This is a genomic window from Pseudooceanicola aestuarii (assembly GCF_010614805.1).
Taxonomy (GTDB): domain Bacteria; phylum Pseudomonadota; class Alphaproteobacteria; order Rhodobacterales; family Rhodobacteraceae; genus Pseudooceanicola; species Pseudooceanicola aestuarii.
Map to the genome: position 1 here is coordinate 2,497,250 of NZ_JAAFZC010000001.1, position 18,302 is coordinate 2,515,551.

Here is an 18,302-nt window from a genome sequence, read left to right on the forward strand (position 1 = left end):
CTCGCGTTTTCCCTGGAACGCAAATGATAGGAGGCGCAGATGGCGACCCGTGTGAAATCGCAGGACGGACGCAAGGAAACCGAAGAGGTTCTGGGCCAGAACCCCGAGGACATGGAGCCCGCGCCGGGCCAGCAGGGCCGCAAGGGCGGAGAGTTGCAGCGCAAGGTCGGCACCCGTGTCGAGGAGGCCGACCACGATCCCTCCACCGTGGGCAACACCGATGCCACCGGTCAGGACAAGAACCGTTCCGGCGACAAGGAGGACGTGTGATGGCAGAGCTTCCCCATGACGCCTGGGTGGTGATCGCCGATGGCGAGAAGGCTCTCTTCCTGCGCAACATCACCGATGGAGAGGATCCCTATCTCGACGTGATCCGCAAGGAAGAGCAGGAGAATCCCAAGGATATCGACCAATCCGCCAACCGTCCCGGCCGGATGCAGGACGGCGGTGTGCAGCAACGGTCTGCGATGGATGACACCGATTGGCACGAGCTGGCCAAGGAACGCTTTGCCGACGAACTGGCAGAGATCCTGTACAAGCGCGTGCATCAGGGCGCGTTCGATCACCTCGTGATCGTCGCCCCGCCCAAGATCCTGGCCGAATTGCGCAAGACGCTGCATCAGGAGGTGACGGCCAAGGTCATCGCCGAAGTGCCGAAGACCCTGACCAACCATCCCGTCGACGAGATCGAGAAACAGGTGAAAGCCGACTTGTCGGACATCGCCGCCTGACCCCGTGGCGGCGTGGCCTGGCACGGGCGGCAGGAAACGGGGCAGGGCGGTGACGGTCCTGCCCCTTCGGTGTTCCGGCGCTGAATGGCGTCTGCTCGTCAGTCGCGCAGCAGGGCGATGACCTCCTCCGGCGTAGCGGCGGAGGTCACCAGTTCCCGCAGGCTTGGCGCGGCGAAGCCTTCGGCCACGACGTGATCCAGCAGGGCCAGCAGCGGCCGCCAATAGCCTTCGGTATCCAACAGCAACAGCGGCTTGTCATGCAGGCCCAGCTGCCGCCAGGTCAGAACCTCGAACAATTCGTCCAGTGACCCCGCGCCGCCGGGCAGGACCACGATGGCATCGGCATTCATGAACATCACTTTCTTGCGTTCATGCATGGTCTCGGTGACCACGAAACTGGTCAGGTCGCGTTTGCCGGCCTCGGCCTGCATCAGGTGGGTGGGGATCACGCCGAAGGTCTCGCCACCGGCGGTCTGGGTGGCGCGCGCCACTTCGCCCATCAGCCCGACATCGCCAGCGCCGTAAACCAGCCGCCAGCCCTCGTTGGCGATCAGGCGGCCCAGGGCGGCGGCATCCTGCGCATAGGCGGGCCGCGCCCCCGGTCGGGAGCCGCAATAGACGCAAACGGAGGTGACGGACATGGCACTGGTTCCTGTCAATGGGGTAGGGAAGGGGTGAAAGCTCTTTTGACCGTTGTTATCCGTGTTGATATACGTGCTCAACACTTCCCCTGTGGGAGCGCCTCGAAAAGGAACGCAAGCGTGAAACTGGCAAGTCTGGGAGGCTGGCCCGGCGTCGTGGCCGGGGTGACAATCCTGGCGGCAGGCGTGGCGTCTGCCGCGTGGTACACGGGCTATCTGCCCGGCCGCGTTGCCGGGTCCGCGACGGCGCCCGAAAAGACAGAGCGTGCAGCATTGCCGCAGGGCCAGGGGCCGGCCCGCGCGCCCGTGGCGGGCGCGCCTGCCGGGGCGGCGTCGGAGACGGGAGGCAAGGGTGCCGCAGACACGGAACCCGCGCCGGTGCCCGAGGCGACCTCCGCACCTGCGCCCGATGCGGATGCCTTGCCTGAGACCCCCGTGCCGCCACGGTTCGATATCGTGCGCGTCGAACCCGACGGAACCACCCTGGTCGCCGGTCGCGCCGCCGCGCGCTGGCCTGTCGCGGTGATGCTGGACGGTTCCGAAATGGGCCGCCAGACCGCCGGATCGGATGGCAAGTTCGTGGCCTTTCTCGAACTGCCGGCCAGCGACAGGCCCCGCGTGATGACGTTGGTCATGTATGGACCCGAAGGAGAGGGCGAAGTCGCCTCCTCCGACCAGGTGATCCTGGCGCCTGCCTCGCCTGTCGCGGTTGCGGCAACCTCGGGCGCGGAGGCCGCGCCGCAGGCTGTCACCCGCGTTGCCGGCACGACCCGAGCCCCCGCCGCCACCGAAGCACCGGACCAGATCGCCGCATTGGCCCCGGCGCCCGAAACGCCGCAGACGCCCGACAAGACCCGACAACGCGAAATCACCCAGGATCCCGATATCGCCCCGTCCACCACCCCCGCAGCCCCCCCGGCGTCGGAGACCGCCCGCGCGACGGCGGCGGTAACGGGCGGCATGGCGCAGGGGACTGACCGGATCGAAACGTCTGACGGGATCGAAGATTCGGAAACCTCCGACCTTTCCGTAACCATCGAAACTTCGGACACGACAGGCGTAGCCGAAACGGCTGATCCGTCCGTCGCGGCAGGCGTTGCTGACATGTCGGGGTCTTCCGATGCCACAATTCCGCAGGCGGCGACAACATCCGCACAGGCCGAAGATCGGCCCCAGGTCATCCTGACCGCGCCGGTGGCAACCGCCGCGCCGACCGAAATCGCTGCTCCCACGGCGGTCGCAGGTACCGCGCAGAGGACGCCCGTCACCGAGGCCACGCCCCCGGCTTCCAGCAACGTCACCCCCGACGCGCCCGCCGCCGCCGATCCGCAGAAGACCCCCGCGGCGGACACCGCCCCGGCCCCCGAGCCGCGGCCGGGCATGACGGTTCTGCTGGCGAACGAGGATGGTGTTCAGGTTCTGCAACGCGGCGCACCCACACCGGAAACGTCGGAAAACGTCGCGCTGGACACGATCACCTATTCCAGCGCGGGCGATGTTCTGCTGGCCGGGAGAGGCACATCTGGCGCCTTTGTGCGGATCTACCTGGACGACCGGCCCGCCGCGACCCTGTCGGTGGACGCGCGCGGCAATTGGCGCACCGATCTGCCCAATGTGGACACCGGCGTCTACCGCCTGCGCGTTGACGAGGTCGATGCCCAGGGCGTGGTGCAAAGCCGGGTGGAGACCCCCTTTGAACGGGTGGAGGAAGACATCGCCGCCGAAGCCGTCGCCACGCCTCGGATCAGCCAGATCACCGTGCAGCCGGGCAATACGCTTTGGGCGATTGCGCGCGACACCTACGGGGAGGGGACGCTGTATGTCAGCGTCTACGAGGCCAACAAGGATCTGATCCGCAACCCGGATCTGATCTATCCCGGCCAGATCTTTGCCATGCCGGCGCGGGATTGACCGCCCGTCGACGCGTCGAATTCGCGTCAGGGTCAGGGTCAGGGTCAGGGTCAGGGTCAGGGGTCAGGGGCCAGAGGGCAGGAGGCCGCGCCTGGTGATGATCGCGACGCCCCGATCATGCGCCACGTGGGGCGGCCAGCAGCCACAGGCCCAGCAAGGTGTAGAACACCATGAACACGGCCAGCGGCAGGTGCCCCGCCAATGCCGCGCGGCCCGGCCCGAACAGGCGCAGCGCGATCCGGTGGCTCAGCAGGATGGCCAGCCCATGGCCCAGAACGATGACCCCTGCCTGGGTGAGAAAGATCGCCTCCACCCCGTCGCGATTGCTGAGAAACCCGGTGGTGACATGGCCCGGCCCGTCGCGAAACGGCGCGGTCAGGCGCAACAGCAGCGCTTGACCGTCGATCAGCCCGGCAACCAGGTAATGCGCGACATGATAGGCCCAGGCGATAGGCAGCAGCGCGGGGGCAAAAGCACGCAGCGCCGGGCCGCGCCGGGCCGACAGATCGACTTCCGGCAGGCTCAGGCGCAGACCGCCCTCCACCGCCAGCGCGTAGCACAGCGCCAGCGCCACGCAATAGCCCAGGGCGCCGACCATGCTGACCCCCACGATGGCCGAGCGGCCGGAAAATTCCAGCGGGTTCACCCCGATCCGGGCCAGCCACCAGAAGGTTTCGTTGACCCCGTCGAAACTGCCGATCCCCAGGACGACGACCAGAAACAGCGCCGCCGCCGCGCCCGGCACCGGCCCGGCCGCGATGCGCCAGCCGGGCAGGCCCAGCCGCAGCCCTCTCCCGGCGCGGCGCAGCGGTGCCAGTCGGGCATAGGCGCGCATCAGCACGGTCAGCCCTTCGCCCCGGATCAGCCAGCGCGGACCGAAGAGGGCCAGCGCCGCAAGGTTCACCACCCAGTAAAGCAGCGCCATCCGCGCCAGCCGATCCGGGTCCGCCGGTGCGGGATGAGCCAGCAGCACCATCGCAAAGCCCAGGAAGGACAGCACCGCCGCCCCCTGGCCCCAGCGGGCCGGCCAGCGCAGCGGCGCGCGCCAGCCGATGCGTTGCAGCAGGTCAAGCGGTGCGCGAAACGGTGACAGCCCAGCCCAAAGATCACCCGCAAGCGATTGGAGCGGCACGAGAAACAGCCAGACCCCAGTCCATAGGTAAAGTGGCATCAGGTTGCGCGTCGGATCCTGTTGCCCCAGCCATCCCTCAGCCACAGCGCCGAGGAACAGGGCGCAGGCAAGCAGTCGCAGCAGAGTGCGCGACAGGGCCCGCAGGCGGGATTTGCCCGACAATGGAGCGGGCCGCCACAGGCCGCGCGGGCGCAGCAGCCGAACCAGCCAGCCGTCGGGGATCAGCGCCATCAGCAACACCGTCACCGCCACGCTGCCGACCCCACCCGCGATATAGAGATCGGTGGGCAGCAGCAGGACAAAGCCGCCCTCGGTCGCATGGGCCAGGGCGGTGCCAGGGGGCAGGGCGGCGCTGGCGGTGAGGGTGGCCAGCAGCCTCGGGAGCCGGGGGGCAAGGCGGGGCAAGGGCGAACGCATGGCCTATCTACCGTCGCAGGGCCGCCGCGCACAAGGGACCGCGCGCCGTTGACAGCCGCGCACCCGCAGGACAGGCTGGCCCGAGGGGGGATGTCGCATGGCGCCGCAAATGACCGACCTGACCGCCGACGCGCCGAATGCCCCCGTCGCATCGACGGGCAAACCGCATGTCGCACCGCCTGCGGTGCCCGAGGCGGTGGCGGCCGCCTATGCCGCCATGCCGCCTCAGGCGCAGCCAGTGCTGGCGGAGGCACGGAAGCTGCTTTTCCAGGTCGCGTCGGAATCGGGCGCGGGCCCGCTGGACGAATGTTTGAAATGGGGGGAACCTGCCTATCTGACGGCGGCGACGAAATCGGGAACCACCCTGCGTCTGGCCATGGTGGAGGAATGCCCCGCCGCGCTGGTCAATTGCCGCACCTCCCTGATCGCCGAGCTTGAGGCAACGCAGCCGGGCGTCCTGGCCACGTCCGGGCGGCGTGGCGTGTTGCTGCGAACGGGCTATGACCGGGCGGCGCTGGCGGTGTTTTTCGGGCGCGCCTTGCTTTATCATCGGGGCAGGCGCATGCGCCGGGCCTCCTGATCAGCACGGGGCGGTTCGCCCCCGCCCCGTGGGGCAGGCGGCGCGTGCGACAAGCGCCGGGAAGCAAGTGCGAAAGAGGGCGCGGTTCACCCGCCCGTCGACAGTTCCGACCGTTCGGCCGTAACGGGGCGGTCCCTTTTGCAACAGCGGCGCGCGCCGTCTGAATCGCCGCAGCAATCGGCCAGCATGTAGCCCACGACACCCCGCATGCGATCCTCTGCCAGGCGATAGCGGACATGGCGGCCACTGCGCTCCTGCGTGACCAGCCCGGCCTGTTCCAGCAACTTCAGATGGAACGACAACCGGGAGGCGCTGGCCCCCAGCCGCGCCCCGATCCCCCCGGCGCAGATCCCCTCCGCGCCCCGACGCTGCAACAGTCGCACGATCGCCAGCCGGGTCTCGTTCGACAGGGCAGACAGGCATTGCAGGACTTGTGCTTCCGTCATTGCTCAATTACTCATGAACTCTTGAATTGATATCCCCTGATACGCGGTTTCGCGCAGCCAGGCAACCCGGAGACGCCCATGCGCCGTGGTCCCAGCACCATCACCGACACCCAGATGCCCGCGAACGGGCGCCGTATCCTGACGCGCGTCCTGCCCTACCTGTGGCCCCGCGAACATCCGTGGGTCAAGCGGCGGGTGGTGCTGTCGCTGTCCGTGCTGTTCCTGGCCAAGCTGGTCGCGGTTGGCACGCCGTTCCTCTACAAGGCGGCGGTGGATGCACTGGCGCAGGAGGGCGACAGCGCCGCCTGGCTGCTGGCCTATGGTGCCGTGGGGTTGACGGTGGCCTATGGCATGGCGCGGCTGATGGGCGTGGGGTTCCAGCAACTGCGCGACGTGATCTTTGCCCGGGTCGGCCAGCGGGCGCTGCGGCAGCTGGCGCTGGAGACCTTCACCCATATGCACCGGCTGTCCCTGCGCTATCACCTGACACGCAAGACCGGCGGGCTGAGCCGGATCATCGAGCGCGGCGTGAAGGGCGTGGAATTCCTGCTCCGCTTCATGTTGTTTTCCATCGGTCCGCTGGTGCTGGAGCTGTTGATGATCGCCGTCGTCCTCGCGGCGGTATTCGACATCTGGTACCTGGCCGTGGTTGCCGGCGTCATCGTGGTCTACACGATCTTCACCTTCCGGGTGACGGAATGGCGCGTCACGCAGCGCAAGATCATGAATGACCAGGACACCGACGCCAACCAGAAGGCGATCGACAGCCTGCTGAATTTCGAAACCGTCAAGTATTTCGGCGCCGAAGCCCGTGAGGCCCGGCGCTATGACACGGCGATGGCCGCCTATGAGCAGGCGGCGTTGAAGACCGCCTGGTCGCTGGGGTTCCTGAATTTCGGGCAATCGCTGCTGATCACCATCGGGCTGGTGGCGGTGATGGTCATGGCGGCGATGGGGGTGCAGGATGGCAGCCTGACCGTGGGCGATTTCGTCATGGTCAATTCCTACATGATCCAGATCACCCTGCCGCTGAATTTCCTGGGTTCCGTTTACCGGGAGATCCGGCAGGCGCTGATCGACATGGGGGAGATGTTCCAGCTGCTTGACCAGCCGGCAGAGGTTCAGGACCGCCCCGACGCCCGGCGTCTGGAAGTGTCCAAGGGCGAAATCGTTCTGGACGACGTGCATTTCGGCTATGACGCCTCCCGCCCGATTCTGAAGGGGGTTTCACTGCGCGTTGCGGCCGGCGAGACGGTGGCCATTGTCGGCCCGTCCGGGTCGGGGAAATCCACCATCGGGCGGCTGCTGTTCCGGTTCTACGACGTCGATCACGGCGCGATCCGCATCGACGGTCAGGACTTGCGCGCGGTGACCCAGGACAGCCTGCATTCCGCCCTGGGCATGGTCCCGCAGGACACGGTGCTGTTCAATGACAGCGTCGGCTACAACATCGCCTATGGCCGCGGCGAAAGCACCCAGGCCCAGGTGGAGGCCGCCGCCCGCGCCGCCCAGATCCACGATTTCATCTCCTCTCTGCCGGAGGGCTATGACACGGCGGTGGGGGAACGCGGGTTGAAACTGTCAGGCGGGGAGAAACAGCGCGTCGGCATCGCCCGCACATTGCTGAAAGATCCGCCGCTGCTGCTGCTGGACGAAGCGACATCCGCCCTCGATACCGAGACGGAGGCCGAGATCCAGCATGCCCTGCGCCGCGCTGGCGAGGGGCGGTCCGTCCTTGTCATCGCGCACCGCCTGTCCACCATCGCCGATGCCGACCGGATCGTGGTGCTGGAAGACGGCCGCGTCGCAGAAGAGGGCCGCCACGCCGACCTTCTGGCGCGCGGTGGCCGCTATGCCGCCCTGTGGCGCCGTCAGGAGGCGGAGGCGGCGTAGCGGGAGATGTGCGTTGCCTGGCAGAAAAGATCGAGGGCGGTTTGAACAATGCTCTCAAAAAAAATCTAATCATCACTGAGCTGTAGGAGGCGGCGTCCTCAGGGGCAACTGGATTGCAGGTGGAAAAAGACGTGACATGCGTGGGTCTTCCAAGAGAGTGCATGTGCCTGGCACCTCGGGGTTTTGCCGCGCGGTCTGCAATGGTTGGATCAACTGCAACGGAAGTTCGAAATTAGGCACCGCGCTACAGGAACACGGATGTCAGACCAACGACCACTTCGGGCCAAGCAGAGCCAACCCATCCATGCATCTTTCTAGCTGGGCAATGTCATGGGCTTTTCCCGTCGCAACGGCAAAACGCCGCCCCCTTCGGGACGGCGTTTTTTTCGTCTGTCTCACAATTTCCGTCCCGGCTCACTCCGCCGCGTCCAGCGGCCGGGCAAAAGGGTCTGGGTAGCGGCGGCGGTGGGCATTTTCGGCGGGATCGGGGGTGGCCTCTGTCGGGGTGCGCAACGCGGTGTCGTCTTCCAGCGGCCAGACCAGGTCCCGGACGCGGGTGCGGCGGGCGGCGCGGCGCAGGGCCCAGTCCTGGGCGGCCCGACTGCCCCGACCAAAGGACAGTTTGCGAAGCAGCAGTGCCATCCAGCGCACATAGGTGCCCGCCCAGACCCGCATCGCCAGCATCGAGGGCGTGAACACCAGCGTCAGCACCGTCGCGATCCCCAGCCCGAACACCACCGCAGTGGCCAGCTGTTTCCACCACAGCGCGGTCGGGCTGTCGATGGAATAGCCGCCGCCGAAGAAGTCCAGCGACAGGCCCAGCATCATCGGCGCCAGCCCGGCCATGGTGGTGACCGTGGTCAGCAGGACGGGGCGCAGCCGGGCCTCGGCGGTGCGGATGATCGCCTCGATCCGGGGCATGTAGGCGGAATATTCCTGGTAGGTGTCGATCAGCACGATGTTGTTGTTCACCACGATCCCGGCCAGCGCCACGATCCCGGTGCCGGTCATGATGATGGAGAACGCCTGACCCATCACCAGCATCCCGATCAGCACGCCCGCCGTGGACAACACCACCGCCAACAGTACCAGAACCGCGTTGTAGAAGCTGTTGAACTGCGCCAGCAGGATGATGAACATCAGCGCCAGCGCGGCGGAGAAGGCCGACATAAGGAAGGTCTGGGATTCCGCCTGATCCTCCTGGTCGCCGGTCCATTCCCAGGCGATGCCGGCGGGCAGGGGGTCCGTCTCCAGCCAGCGGGTGATTTCGGCGATGCGTTCAGCCGCCGTCAGGGGCACGTCGCCGCTGCCGTCGGGAGCGGGGGAGGTCAGCCCTTCCTGCACCGCCGCCTTGACGTCGAAATAGCGGGTCTGGTCGACGCGCTTGATCTCCGCCAGCTTGGCCACCGGTTCGCGGGTGATGAAGTTGGACAGGGGCACCAGGCCGGTCGCGGTGCGCACCTTCAGGGTGTCGAGGGTGGACAGCACGCGGTCCTTCTCGGGCAGGCGCACGCGGATCTCCACCTCCTCGTCGGAACTGTCGACGGGCATGGTGTCCAGCAGCAGGCCGCGCGTGATCAGCTGCACCATGGCGCCGACGGTGGCGACATCGGCGCCAAAGCGGCCGGCCTTTTCCACGTCCACGTCGATCTGCCAGTCGATACCGGGCAGGGGCAGCGTATCCTCCACCAGGCGCAGGCCGCGGGTGCGGTCGAATTCGGCGCGGGCCAGGGCCGTCGCCTTGGTCAGGGCGTCCCAATCGTCGCCCTTCAGGCGCAGGTGCACCGGCTTGGCAGAGGCAGGGCCCATGTTGGCCGACAGGATTTCCACCTGCATGCCGGGGATGGAGTCCAGCTGTTCGGTCAGCTCCGCGATGACGATATCGCCGTCCAGTTCGGGCTGGTCCTTGCGGTCCTCCCACGGGACGATCTCCAGCTGGATCTGGCCGATCGTGTCCAGCGGCGGTTGCGCGCCGCCGGTGTTGGAATTCAGCCCGCCCTCTCCGGCGAAGGCAAAACCGTTCAGCACGCCGGGGTGTCGCAGGACGATGTCTTCGGCTTCGCGGACCAGGGCGTCCTTCTGGTCCAGCGACAGGTTGCCCCGCGCGCGGACATAGACGATGGCCTGTTCCGGTTCGCTTTCGGTGAAGAATTCGACGCCGTTGTTGTTCTCGCCGAAATAGCCGAAGGTCATGACCACGAAGGCCCCGACCGCCACGGCCGTCACCACCGGCATGATCGGGTTGCCCGCGATCATCGTGATGAACCAGCCAAAGAGCGTGCGGCGATGGCCCGCGCGGATGCGGCTGCGTGTCCATGTGATCCGCGCCGCCCCTAGCGTGACAGAGGATGCCGCCGCCGCCGCCAGGAACAGCACCACACCGGGCAGAGCGGCCATCGGGCCGGGCAATCCGCTGGCATCCAGCAGGTAGGACGGGTTGATCACCTGCATCGCGCCCAGGAACATCGCATAAAGCGTGACCGGCACCAGAGCCGCGCGGACCAGCCAGGGCAGATTGCGCCGCAGCAGGTCCGACCCTCGGGAAAAACCGCGGGAGATCCGGCCCGTGACCCCGCCCATCACTGGCAGATAGATCAGCGCGACGATCAGCGAGGCGGCCAGCACGAAGATCAGCGTGACCGGCAGCATTCCCATGAATTCGCCGGGCACACCGGGCCAGAACAGCATCGGCAGGAACGCGCAGAGCGTCGTCGCGGTGGAGGCGATGACCGGCCAGAACATGCGTTTGGCGGCCTCTACATAGGCGTGCATCGGGCCGACCCCTTCGGAGATGCGGCGATCGGCATATTCCACAACGACGATGGCGCCATCCACCAGCATACCGACGGCCAGGATCAGGCCGAACATGACGATATTGGAAATGGTGATCCCCATCACCCCCAGCAGTACGAAGCACAGCAGGAAGGACGTCGGGATCGCAAAGCCCACCAGCAGGGCAGGGCGAGGGCCAAGGGCGGCCAGCACCACCATCATCACCAGGGCCACGGCGGTCAGCACCGATCCCTCAAGCTGCGCCACCATGGAGCCGACGACGCGGCTTTGATCGTTGGAGGTGCCGACGCGCACGGCGGCCTTCAGTTCATCCGGCCAATCGTCGGCGGCTTCGGCCACCACGCGCTTTACCTCGTCGGCGGTGTCGATCAGGTTGAAACCCTTGCGCTTGACCACCTGCAAGGCGACGGTCGTCTCCCCGTTGAACCGCGCGGTGCCGGTGCGATCCTCGAAGGTCATGCGGATCTCTGCCAGCTCTCCCAGCGTGACGATCCGGTCGCCGTTCTTCTTCACCGGCAGGCTGTAGATGTCGCGCACATCCTTGAACGAACCGGGGATCTTGACGGCAAAGGCGCCCTGGGCGCTGTCGATCTCGCCCGCCGCGATCAGCTGGTTGTTGTTCTGCACCACGGTCAGCAATTCACCGGCGGTGACGTTGTAGCTTTCCAGTTTCAGCGGGTCGATCAGCACTTCGACCATCTCTTCGCGGTTGCCGGCGATCCCGGCCTCCAGCACGGCGTCGATGCCCTCCACCCGTTCCTGCAATTCCTTGGCGACGCGGGTCATGGTGCGTTCGGGCACCTGTCCGGTCAGATTGACGATCAGGATCGGAAATTCGGAAAAGTTGATCTCGTTCACCGTATAGGTGTCCGAGCCTTCGGGGAACTTGGCCTCCGCCTTGGACATGGCGTCGCGGACATCGGCCATGATCTTGGTCTTGTCCCAGCCGAATTCGAATTCCAGCGCTACCCCGGCATAGCCTTCGGCGGCGGTGGAGGTCATGGATTTCAGCCCGTCCAGATCCGACAATTCGGTTTCCATCGGCTTGACCAGCAGGGTTTCACTGTCGCTGGCCGAGATGCCGGGAAAGGGGACGGAGACGAACAGCGCCGGGATCTCGATGTCCGGCTCGCCTTCCTTGGGCAGGCTGACGTAGGAATATCCGCCCGCCAGCAGCGAGACGGCGATAAAGGCCAGGATCATCCTTGCGCGGGAGGCGGCCCAGTCGATCAATCCGGTCATTGCGACGGCTCCTGGTAACTGGGCGCGACAGGAACGCCCGCGATGACGTATTCCTGTCCGATGATGATGACATCCGCCTGGTCCGGCAGACCGGTCAGCCAGATTCCGTCGGCGGTGTCGCGCAGCAGGGTGACGGGGACGAAATCGGCGGTGTCCTGCGCGGTGACGATGCGCACGCCCAGGTCGCCGTCATCGTTCAGCGTCAGCGCAGATTGCGGCAGCAGATGGGCCAGGACGCCGTCGGCCTCGATCCCGATTTCGGCGGTCTGGCCGTCGCGGATCGCCAGGTCGGGGTTGGGCACGTCGATCTCCACCCGGAAGGTGCGCGTCGTCGCGTCGGCGGAGCGGGAGAGGAACGTGACCTTGCCCACGACCTCCCGGCCCGAGGCCGCCAGCCGGGCGCCGGCGCGGGCGCCGACCTTGACCCGTTCGACCTGCGCTTCGGGCAGGAAACCCACCAGCTTGATCGGGTCCAGACCGATCACCGTGGCGCACAATCCGCCGGCCTGAAGCAGCGACCCCAGTTCCGCCGTGTCGCTTTCCAGAAGTCCGGCAAAGGGGGCGTGAATTTCCAGCCGCTCGATCTCCTTGCGGGCAGCGGCGACGGCGGCTTCCGCCGACTGGATTGCGGCGCGGGAACTGGTCAGCCCGGCTTCGGCCTGGGCGATCGTGGCCTCCGCCGCGCGCACTGCCGCCTCCGACGACGCCACGCGAGTGGAGGAGGCGAAGCCGTCCGCCGACAGCTTGGTCGCGGCGTTGAAATTGATCTCCGCCTCGTTCAGGCGGGCCTTGGCTTCCGCCACCCGGGCGCGGGTGGTGGGTACGGCGGCCTCCGCCTCGGCCAGCCGGCCCTCGGCCTCTGCCAGGGCGGTGGCGCGGGTTCCGGGATCCAGTTCGCACAGCAGGTCGCCGGCCTCCACCATCGTGCCCTTGGGCAGCGGCGGAGAGGCCACGCGGGAGGTTGTCTCTGCCCGCAGTTCCACCAGTCGGGCGGCATCGGTCTGGCCGCGCAGGATCACCGCGCTGTCGATCTGGCGCGCGGTGCTGTGCACGGCGACGACCCCGACGGGTTTGCGCGCGGGCTGATCGCTGGCGCTGTCCGAGGCTTCGGCGGCATCCAGCGCGGCGTCGATCTCCGCCCCGGTCAGCGGGGGCGTGTTCGCGGTGTCGTCTGACGTGGTGGCAGGGTCTGCATCGGCGCTGGTCCGGGGGGTGTCGCCCACCTTTTCCGCGTCCGCGCCCGCGTCTCCGCTGCCGCGCAGCAGCGGTTCCGCCTCGCCACGGGCGACGGCGATGGCCCGGTCCAACCCACCACCATTGGCAAAGGTGCGCAGCGTATCCCGTTGCAGGATGACCATATAAAGGACAAAGGCGACCAGAATGGCGGTCATAATGGGGACGATGCGCATATGAAATCACCTGCCGCGAGGGAAAGAAGTTGTGCCGCACTTAGCGACGCGCCCGCAGGATGCAAGAGACCGGGGCGCAATGGCCGTGACCGCGCCGCGACTTTAGGCATTTCTGCAACGCGCGGCAACGCTTTCGCCGCCATATGGGGCAGGGTCATGGCGGTGATGAGGAACGGGCGCGGCCATTCGCGAAGCCTTGGGTGCTTGGCAGGGGGCGGGTGCTGCGATAAGAGGGCCGAAACGACCCACGGGAGCCCGGTGTGAGCAATACCGACAGTTTCATCGACGAAGTCAACGACGAGGTCCGCCGCGACCGCCTTTATGCGATGCTTCGCCGTTACGGATGGATCGCGATCCTGATCGTGCTGCTGCTGGTGGGGGGCGCCGCGTGGCGCGAATATGCCCGCGCCCGCGACACCGCCGCCGCGCAGGAAACGGGTGACGCCCTGCTGAGCGCGCTGGAGGCCGAGACGCCGGAGGCCCGGATCGCTGCGCTGGACGGGGTGGCGACGGGCACGCCAGAGGCCCAGGCCCTGCGGATCTTCCTTCAGGCGTCGGAGGCCGGAGCCAACGGCAACCGCGAAGAGGCGGCCGCCATGCTGGACCGCGTCGCCGGGATCGAGGGGCTGGACCCCGCATACCGCACCCTGGCCGCGTTCAAGGCGCTGACCCAGCGGGCGGAGACGATGGACCCCGCCGCCCGTCGCGAGGCCTATCGCGAGATGGCCACCCCCGGCGCCATGACCCGGCTGCTGGCGGAGGAACAGATCGCGCTGACCCATGTCGAAGAGGGCAACCCCGACGAGGCGATAGCCGTGCTGCGCGACATCCTGGTCGATGCGAATGTGACGTCGGGCTTGCGTCAGCGCGCAACACAGTTGATTGTTGCCCTCGGTGGCACGCCGGAGGCGGAGGCGGCGGCGGAGTGAGACGCGGCGGCCCGCGCGGCTGAAAGCCGGCAGGCGCCCGCCCGGCAGGGCAGGCCGCCTGGCGGACAGATGCCGGGACCACGGATCGTGGCCGGCCCCCGAAGGGCGGGCCGGAAGATCCGCAAGCGGCAGCGCCCGGATGGGCGCGCCAGAGGATTGAACCGCGGTACGGGCAGGGTCCGGGCCACGGGAACGGACAAGGACAAGGCCGGTTGCGGCCGGACGGGGGCGACGCAGGCATGGCAATGGCAACGATGCGGAACGGGCGGATGACCGGCGAAATGCAGGGGACGGACCGTCGGGCAGACGACCGTCGGGCGAATGACCCGCAGGCAGGCGACCGGCAGGCGCAGCCCCGAGGTGCCGGGCGGCACGGTGCGATGCGCGGCCTGCTGCTGGCGGGGGTGGCCGGCATGGTGCTGGCCGGCTGCGACACCCGCGAGGTGATCCTTCCCGGCGAACGCGAAGACCTGCGCGCCGTCATGTCCGACCAGCAGCCCGGCGACGTGACCGAGGCCCCGCAGGACCGCAGCGCACCGATCGCGCTGCCCGCCGCCCAGGCCAATGCCGAATGGACCCAGCGGGCCGGTACCCCCGCCACCCGCGTGGCGCATCCCGCCCTGGGCGCACAGCCGCAGCGGATCTTCTCGACCGGGATCGGCCAGGGCGACCAGCGCAAGGCCCGCATCACCGCCGATCCGGTGGTGGGCGGTGGCCGGGTCTTCACCCTCGACAGCGAAGCGACAGTCAGCGCGGTCTCGCCCTCCGGCGAATTGCTGTGGCAGACTTCGCTGGTACCGCCGCAGGACAATGGCGGCGATGCCTCGGGCGGCGGTCTGGCCTATGGCCGGGGCAAGCTTTACGTCGCCTCGGCCTTTGGCACCCTGACCGCGCTGGACCCCGCCACCGGGGGGCAGGTCTGGCAGCAGGATCTGGGCATGACCGGCAACGCCAGCCCCACGGTGCATGACGATCTGGTCTATCTGGTCGCGGGCGACCGGCTGGGCATGGCGTTGGACGCCGAAACCGGGCGGATCCGCTGGCAGGTGAATGCCGCGCCCGACGTGAACAACATCAACGGCGGTCCAGCCCCTGCGGTCACCGATACCTACGCCGTATTCGGCTTCGGCTCGGGCGTGGTGCAGGGCACGTTCCGCCAGGGCGGGCTGGCGCGCTGGAACACGCCGGTGGTCGGGCGTCGTTTCGGTTTTGCCCGCGCGAACGTGGGCGACATCACCGGCGATCCGGTGGTTGTCGGCGACACGGTCTATGTCTCCAACAATTCCGGGCGTCTGGCCGCGCTGTCCATCGACGATGGCGATGCGCGCTGGACCGCAAAGGAAGGCGCCGCTTCGGCCGTCTGGCCGGCGGGCGGTTCGCTGTTCGTGATCTCCGACCGGAACGAGCTGCTGCGCCTGGACGCGGCAACCGGCGAACGGATCTGGGGCACGGAGCTGCCGTTCTTCGTCAAGTCGCGCGCCCGCAAGCAAAAGGAAATCTTTGCCCATCATGGCCCGATCGTCGCGGGGGGACGGGTGATCGTCGCCTCCAACGACGGGCTGATCCGGTTCTACGATCCGGTTTCGGGCGCGGAAACCGGCGGGCTGGAGGTGCCGGGCGGCGCCACGACCGCACCGGTGGTCGCCGGAGGCACACTTTATGTCGTGTCGGCCAAGGGCGTTCTGCACGCCTGGCGCTAAGGCGCTTTCCCGCGCGGCCGAATTGGTATATCCGCCCGGTCTTACCCTGTGCGGAGAGGCTCATGTCCTTTACACTCGCCATCGTGGGCCGGCCCAATGTCGGCAAGTCCACCCTGTTCAACCGGCTTGTCGGCAAGCGTCTGGCGCTGGTCGATGACCAGCCGGGTGTCACGCGCGATCTGCGCGAAGGCAATGCGCGGCTGGGCGATCTGAAATTCACCGTGATCGACACCGCCGGGCTGGAGGAAGTCACGGACGACAGTCTTCAGGGCCGGATGCGCAAACTGACGGAACGGGCGGTGGACATGGCCGATATCTGCCTGTTCATGATCGACGCCCGCACCGGCGTGACCCCCACCGACGAGGTCTTTGCCGAGATCCTGCGCAAACGCGCCGCCCATGTGATCCTGGCGGCGAACAAGGGCGAAGGCGCGGCCGCGGATGCCGGTGTGATCGAGGCCTGGAGCCTGGGGCTGGGCGAACCGCTGCGCCTGTCCGCTGAACATGGCGAGGGGTTGAGCGAGCTGCATGCCATGCTGATGCCGCTGGCCGATGCCTTCGCGGAATCGGCCCGCATCGCGGAGGCCCAGGCCCCCCGCACCGGCGTCTCCGTCACCGAGGAGGTGACCGAGGACGAGGCCGCCGCCGCGCAGGAGGAATGGAAACCCACCGCCGCGCGCCCGTTGCAGGTGGCCGTGGTGGGCCGGCCAAACGCGGGCAAGTCCACCCTTATCAACAAGATTTTGGGCGATGACCGGCTGCTGACCGGGCCCGAGGCGGGGATCACGCGCGATTCGATTTCTCTTTCCATCGATTGGGACGGGTTGCCGGTGCGCATGTTCGACACCGCCGGGATGCGCAAGAAAGCCAAGGTTCAGGACAAGGTGGAAAAGCTGTCCGTCTCTGACGGATTGCGCGCCGTGAAATTCGCCGAGGTCGTCGTGGTCCTTCTGGACGCGGCCATTCCGTTCGAACAGCAGGATCTGCGCATCGCCGATCTGGCCGAACGCGAAGGCCGGGCCGTGGTCGTCGCGGTGAACAAATGGGACATCGAGACGGAAAAGCAGGAGAAACTGCGCGATCTCAAGGAGAGCTTCGAGCGTCTTCTGCCCCAGCTGCGCGGCGCGCCGCTGATCACCGTGTCGGCCCGCACCGGGCGTGGTCTGGACCGGCTGCGCGATGCTGTAGTGCAGGCGCATGAGGTCTGGAACCGCCGCGTCTCCACCGGGCGGTTGAACCGCTGGCTGACCGGCATGCTGGAGGCGCATCCGCCTCCCGCACCGCAGGGCAAGCGGATCAAGCTGCGCTACATGACCCAGGCCAAGACCCGGCCGCCGGGCTTTGTGGTGATGTGCTCGCATCCCGACAAGATGCCCGACAGCTATCGCCGCTATCTGGTGAACGGGCTGCGGGTTGATTTCGACATGCCCGGCACTCCGATCCGCCTGACCATGCGGTCGCAGAACGATCAGAACCCCTACAAGGCCAAAAAGCGGTCCACCCCGTCGCGGCTGCGCAAGCACCTGGGCAAGAAGGGTCCGGGAGACAAGTGACCAACCGGCGCCGGGCCGTCTGCGGGGCAGCCGCCGCGCCGGGGACGCTTGCCCCCCCCCGGTGCGATCAGCCCTCGGCAGCGGTGGCCGTCAGGGCGCTTGCCTCGCGCCGCAATCCGGCGATCAGCGGCAGCAGCAGCAGACCCAGGGCGACGGCGATCAGGACCAGGAAGGCCCAGCCGCTGCCCGTTCCCCCGCCGGTCAGGTTGGCCACGAAGATCCCCACCAGCGCCCATATCAGCGCCAGCGCATAGGCCGGATCGGGCCGGCGGCGCAGCATGGTGATTGCGATCCCCAGGGCCAGCAGGACAAAGGCGCCGTGCACCGGCGTCACCGGCTGTGCACCGTAGCCCGTGGCCAGGATGCCCGTCGCCACGCAGGAGGCCGCCGTCAGCCATCCCGCATAAAGCGCGATCGGTGCGCGCAGTTTCAGCCATTCTTCGTCTGGCGCCCGGTCCAGCGCGACCAGCGCGGCGGCCAGCATTACCCAGATCAGCACCGTGGAAAGGATCGGCGACATCATCGCCACCGGCAACCAGGCCGTGCCCAGCCCCAGGGAGACGATCAGCGGCCAGCGCACCCGGTCCCAGGCCGGGGTCTGCGCCCGCCGCAGCACCCCGAACAGGGCTGAGCCCAGCAGCCACAGATAGATCACCCCCCAGATGGAAAACGCCCATCCGGCGGGCTGGATCGGCGGATCGACCTGCGGGATCGGGAACCTGTCGGGGTCGAACCCGCCGAAACCGGGTACGAACAGCGGCGACAGGGCAAAGCCCAGGGCGGCGGCGAGGGTCAGGATGGCCTTGGTCTTCATCATGCGAACTATACGCACGAGCCGGCCCGCCGGTTTCGTGGGGGTGGCGAAAATTGAAAGGGCGCCGCCATCGCGGGGGATGGCGGCGCCCGGTTGGCGCAACGGGATGGC

The 18,302-nt window shown here is 67.7% G+C and carries 14 protein-coding genes; 8 read left to right on the forward strand and 6 right to left on the reverse strand.

The genetic code is table 11. The features are described from left to right. Nucleotides 1-39 precede the first annotated feature (39 nt). Together G5A46_RS11870 and G5A46_RS11875 are read left to right on the forward strand one after the other, a co-directional pair. Nucleotides 40-270, forward strand: a complete 231-nt coding sequence (locus G5A46_RS11870) for a hypothetical protein (RefSeq protein ID WP_163849589.1) — start codon at nt 40-42, stop codon at nt 268-270. Then, entirely contained in the window at nt 270-731 is a 462-nt protein-coding gene (locus G5A46_RS11875) for a host attachment family protein (protein WP_163849590.1), read from the forward strand. Before G5A46_RS11870 ends, G5A46_RS11875 begins: the two co-directional genes overlap by 1 nt. A 98-nt stretch (nt 732-829) precedes the next feature. Here the strand turns inward: G5A46_RS11875 and G5A46_RS11880 are convergent, their stop codons facing one another. Continuing rightward, entirely contained in the window at nt 830-1,372 is a 543-nt protein-coding gene (locus G5A46_RS11880; RefSeq protein ID WP_163849591.1) for an LOG family protein, read from the reverse strand. A 120-nt stretch (nt 1,373-1,492) separates the two neighbouring features. Between G5A46_RS11880 and G5A46_RS19760 the strand changes: the two genes are divergently transcribed. Then, a complete protein-coding gene (locus G5A46_RS19760) occupies nt 1,493-3,283 on the forward strand; it encodes a LysM peptidoglycan-binding domain-containing protein (RefSeq protein WP_239520791.1) in 1,791 nt (596 codons plus the stop codon). Nucleotides 3,284-3,398: 115 nt separating this feature from the next. Here G5A46_RS19760 and G5A46_RS11890 read toward each other — a convergent pair whose 3' ends face one another. Next, the gene (locus G5A46_RS11890; RefSeq protein WP_163849592.1) at nt 3,399-4,832 is read right to left on the reverse strand and encodes a hypothetical protein; all 1,434 of its coding nucleotides are present in this window, start codon (nt 4,830-4,832) and stop codon (nt 3,399-3,401) included. A gap of 97 nt (nt 4,833-4,929) precedes the next feature. Between G5A46_RS11890 and G5A46_RS11895 the strand changes: the two genes are divergently transcribed. Continuing rightward, nucleotides 4,930-5,412 carry a hypothetical protein gene (locus tag G5A46_RS11895; protein WP_204318733.1) on the forward strand — a complete coding sequence of 161 codons (483 nt, stop codon included), beginning with the start codon at nt 4,930-4,932 and terminating at the stop codon, nt 5,410-5,412. Nucleotides 5,413-5,498: 86 nt separating this feature from the next. Here the strand turns inward: G5A46_RS11895 and G5A46_RS11900 are convergent, their stop codons facing one another. Continuing rightward, complete coding sequence (locus G5A46_RS11900; protein ID WP_163849594.1) at nt 5,499-5,858, reverse strand: ArsR/SmtB family transcription factor; 360 nt, start codon at nt 5,856-5,858, stop codon at nt 5,499-5,501. 78 nt (nt 5,859-5,936) lie between these two features. Between G5A46_RS11900 and G5A46_RS11905 the strand changes: the two genes are divergently transcribed. Next, nucleotides 5,937-7,751: an ABCB family ABC transporter ATP-binding protein/permease gene (locus G5A46_RS11905; RefSeq protein ID WP_163849595.1), complete on the forward strand. Its 1,815-nt coding sequence runs from the start codon at nt 5,937-5,939 to the stop codon at nt 7,749-7,751. 414 nt (nt 7,752-8,165) lie between these two features. Here the strand turns inward: G5A46_RS11905 and G5A46_RS11910 are convergent, their stop codons facing one another. Both G5A46_RS11910 and G5A46_RS11915 read right to left on the reverse strand, forming a co-directional pair. Beyond that, a complete protein-coding gene (locus tag G5A46_RS11910; RefSeq protein ID WP_163849596.1) occupies nt 8,166-11,786 on the reverse strand; it encodes an efflux RND transporter permease subunit in 3,621 nt (1,206 codons plus the stop codon). Beyond that, nucleotides 11,783-13,195, reverse strand: a complete 1,413-nt coding sequence (locus G5A46_RS11915; RefSeq protein WP_163849597.1) for an efflux RND transporter periplasmic adaptor subunit — start codon at nt 13,193-13,195, stop codon at nt 11,783-11,785. Before G5A46_RS11915 ends, G5A46_RS11910 begins: the two co-directional genes overlap by 4 nt. Before the next feature lie 260 nt (nt 13,196-13,455). On the opposite strand from G5A46_RS11915, the gene G5A46_RS11920 reads away from it, so the two are divergent. From G5A46_RS11920 to der, 3 genes are all read left to right on the forward strand, one after another. Continuing rightward, complete coding sequence (locus G5A46_RS11920; RefSeq protein WP_163849598.1) at nt 13,456-14,124, forward strand: hypothetical protein; 669 nt, start codon at nt 13,456-13,458, stop codon at nt 14,122-14,124. Between the two features lie 239 nt (nt 14,125-14,363). Further along, nucleotides 14,364-15,824, forward strand: coding sequence for a PQQ-like beta-propeller repeat protein (locus tag G5A46_RS11925; RefSeq protein ID WP_338050031.1), 1,461 nt, complete (start codon nt 14,364-14,366; stop codon nt 15,822-15,824). A 62-nt stretch (nt 15,825-15,886) separates the two neighbouring features. After that, complete coding sequence (der, locus tag G5A46_RS11930) at nt 15,887-17,377, forward strand: ribosome biogenesis GTPase Der (RefSeq protein ID WP_163849599.1); 1,491 nt, start codon at nt 15,887-15,889, stop codon at nt 17,375-17,377. A gap of 67 nt (nt 17,378-17,444) precedes the next feature. On the opposite strand, the gene G5A46_RS11935 is transcribed toward der, so the two are convergent. Further along, nucleotides 17,445-18,194 (reverse strand): hypothetical protein, encoded by a 750-nt coding sequence (locus tag G5A46_RS11935; protein ID WP_163849600.1) that lies wholly within the window; start codon nt 18,192-18,194, stop codon nt 17,445-17,447. Nucleotides 18,195-18,302: the final 108 nt, after the last annotated feature.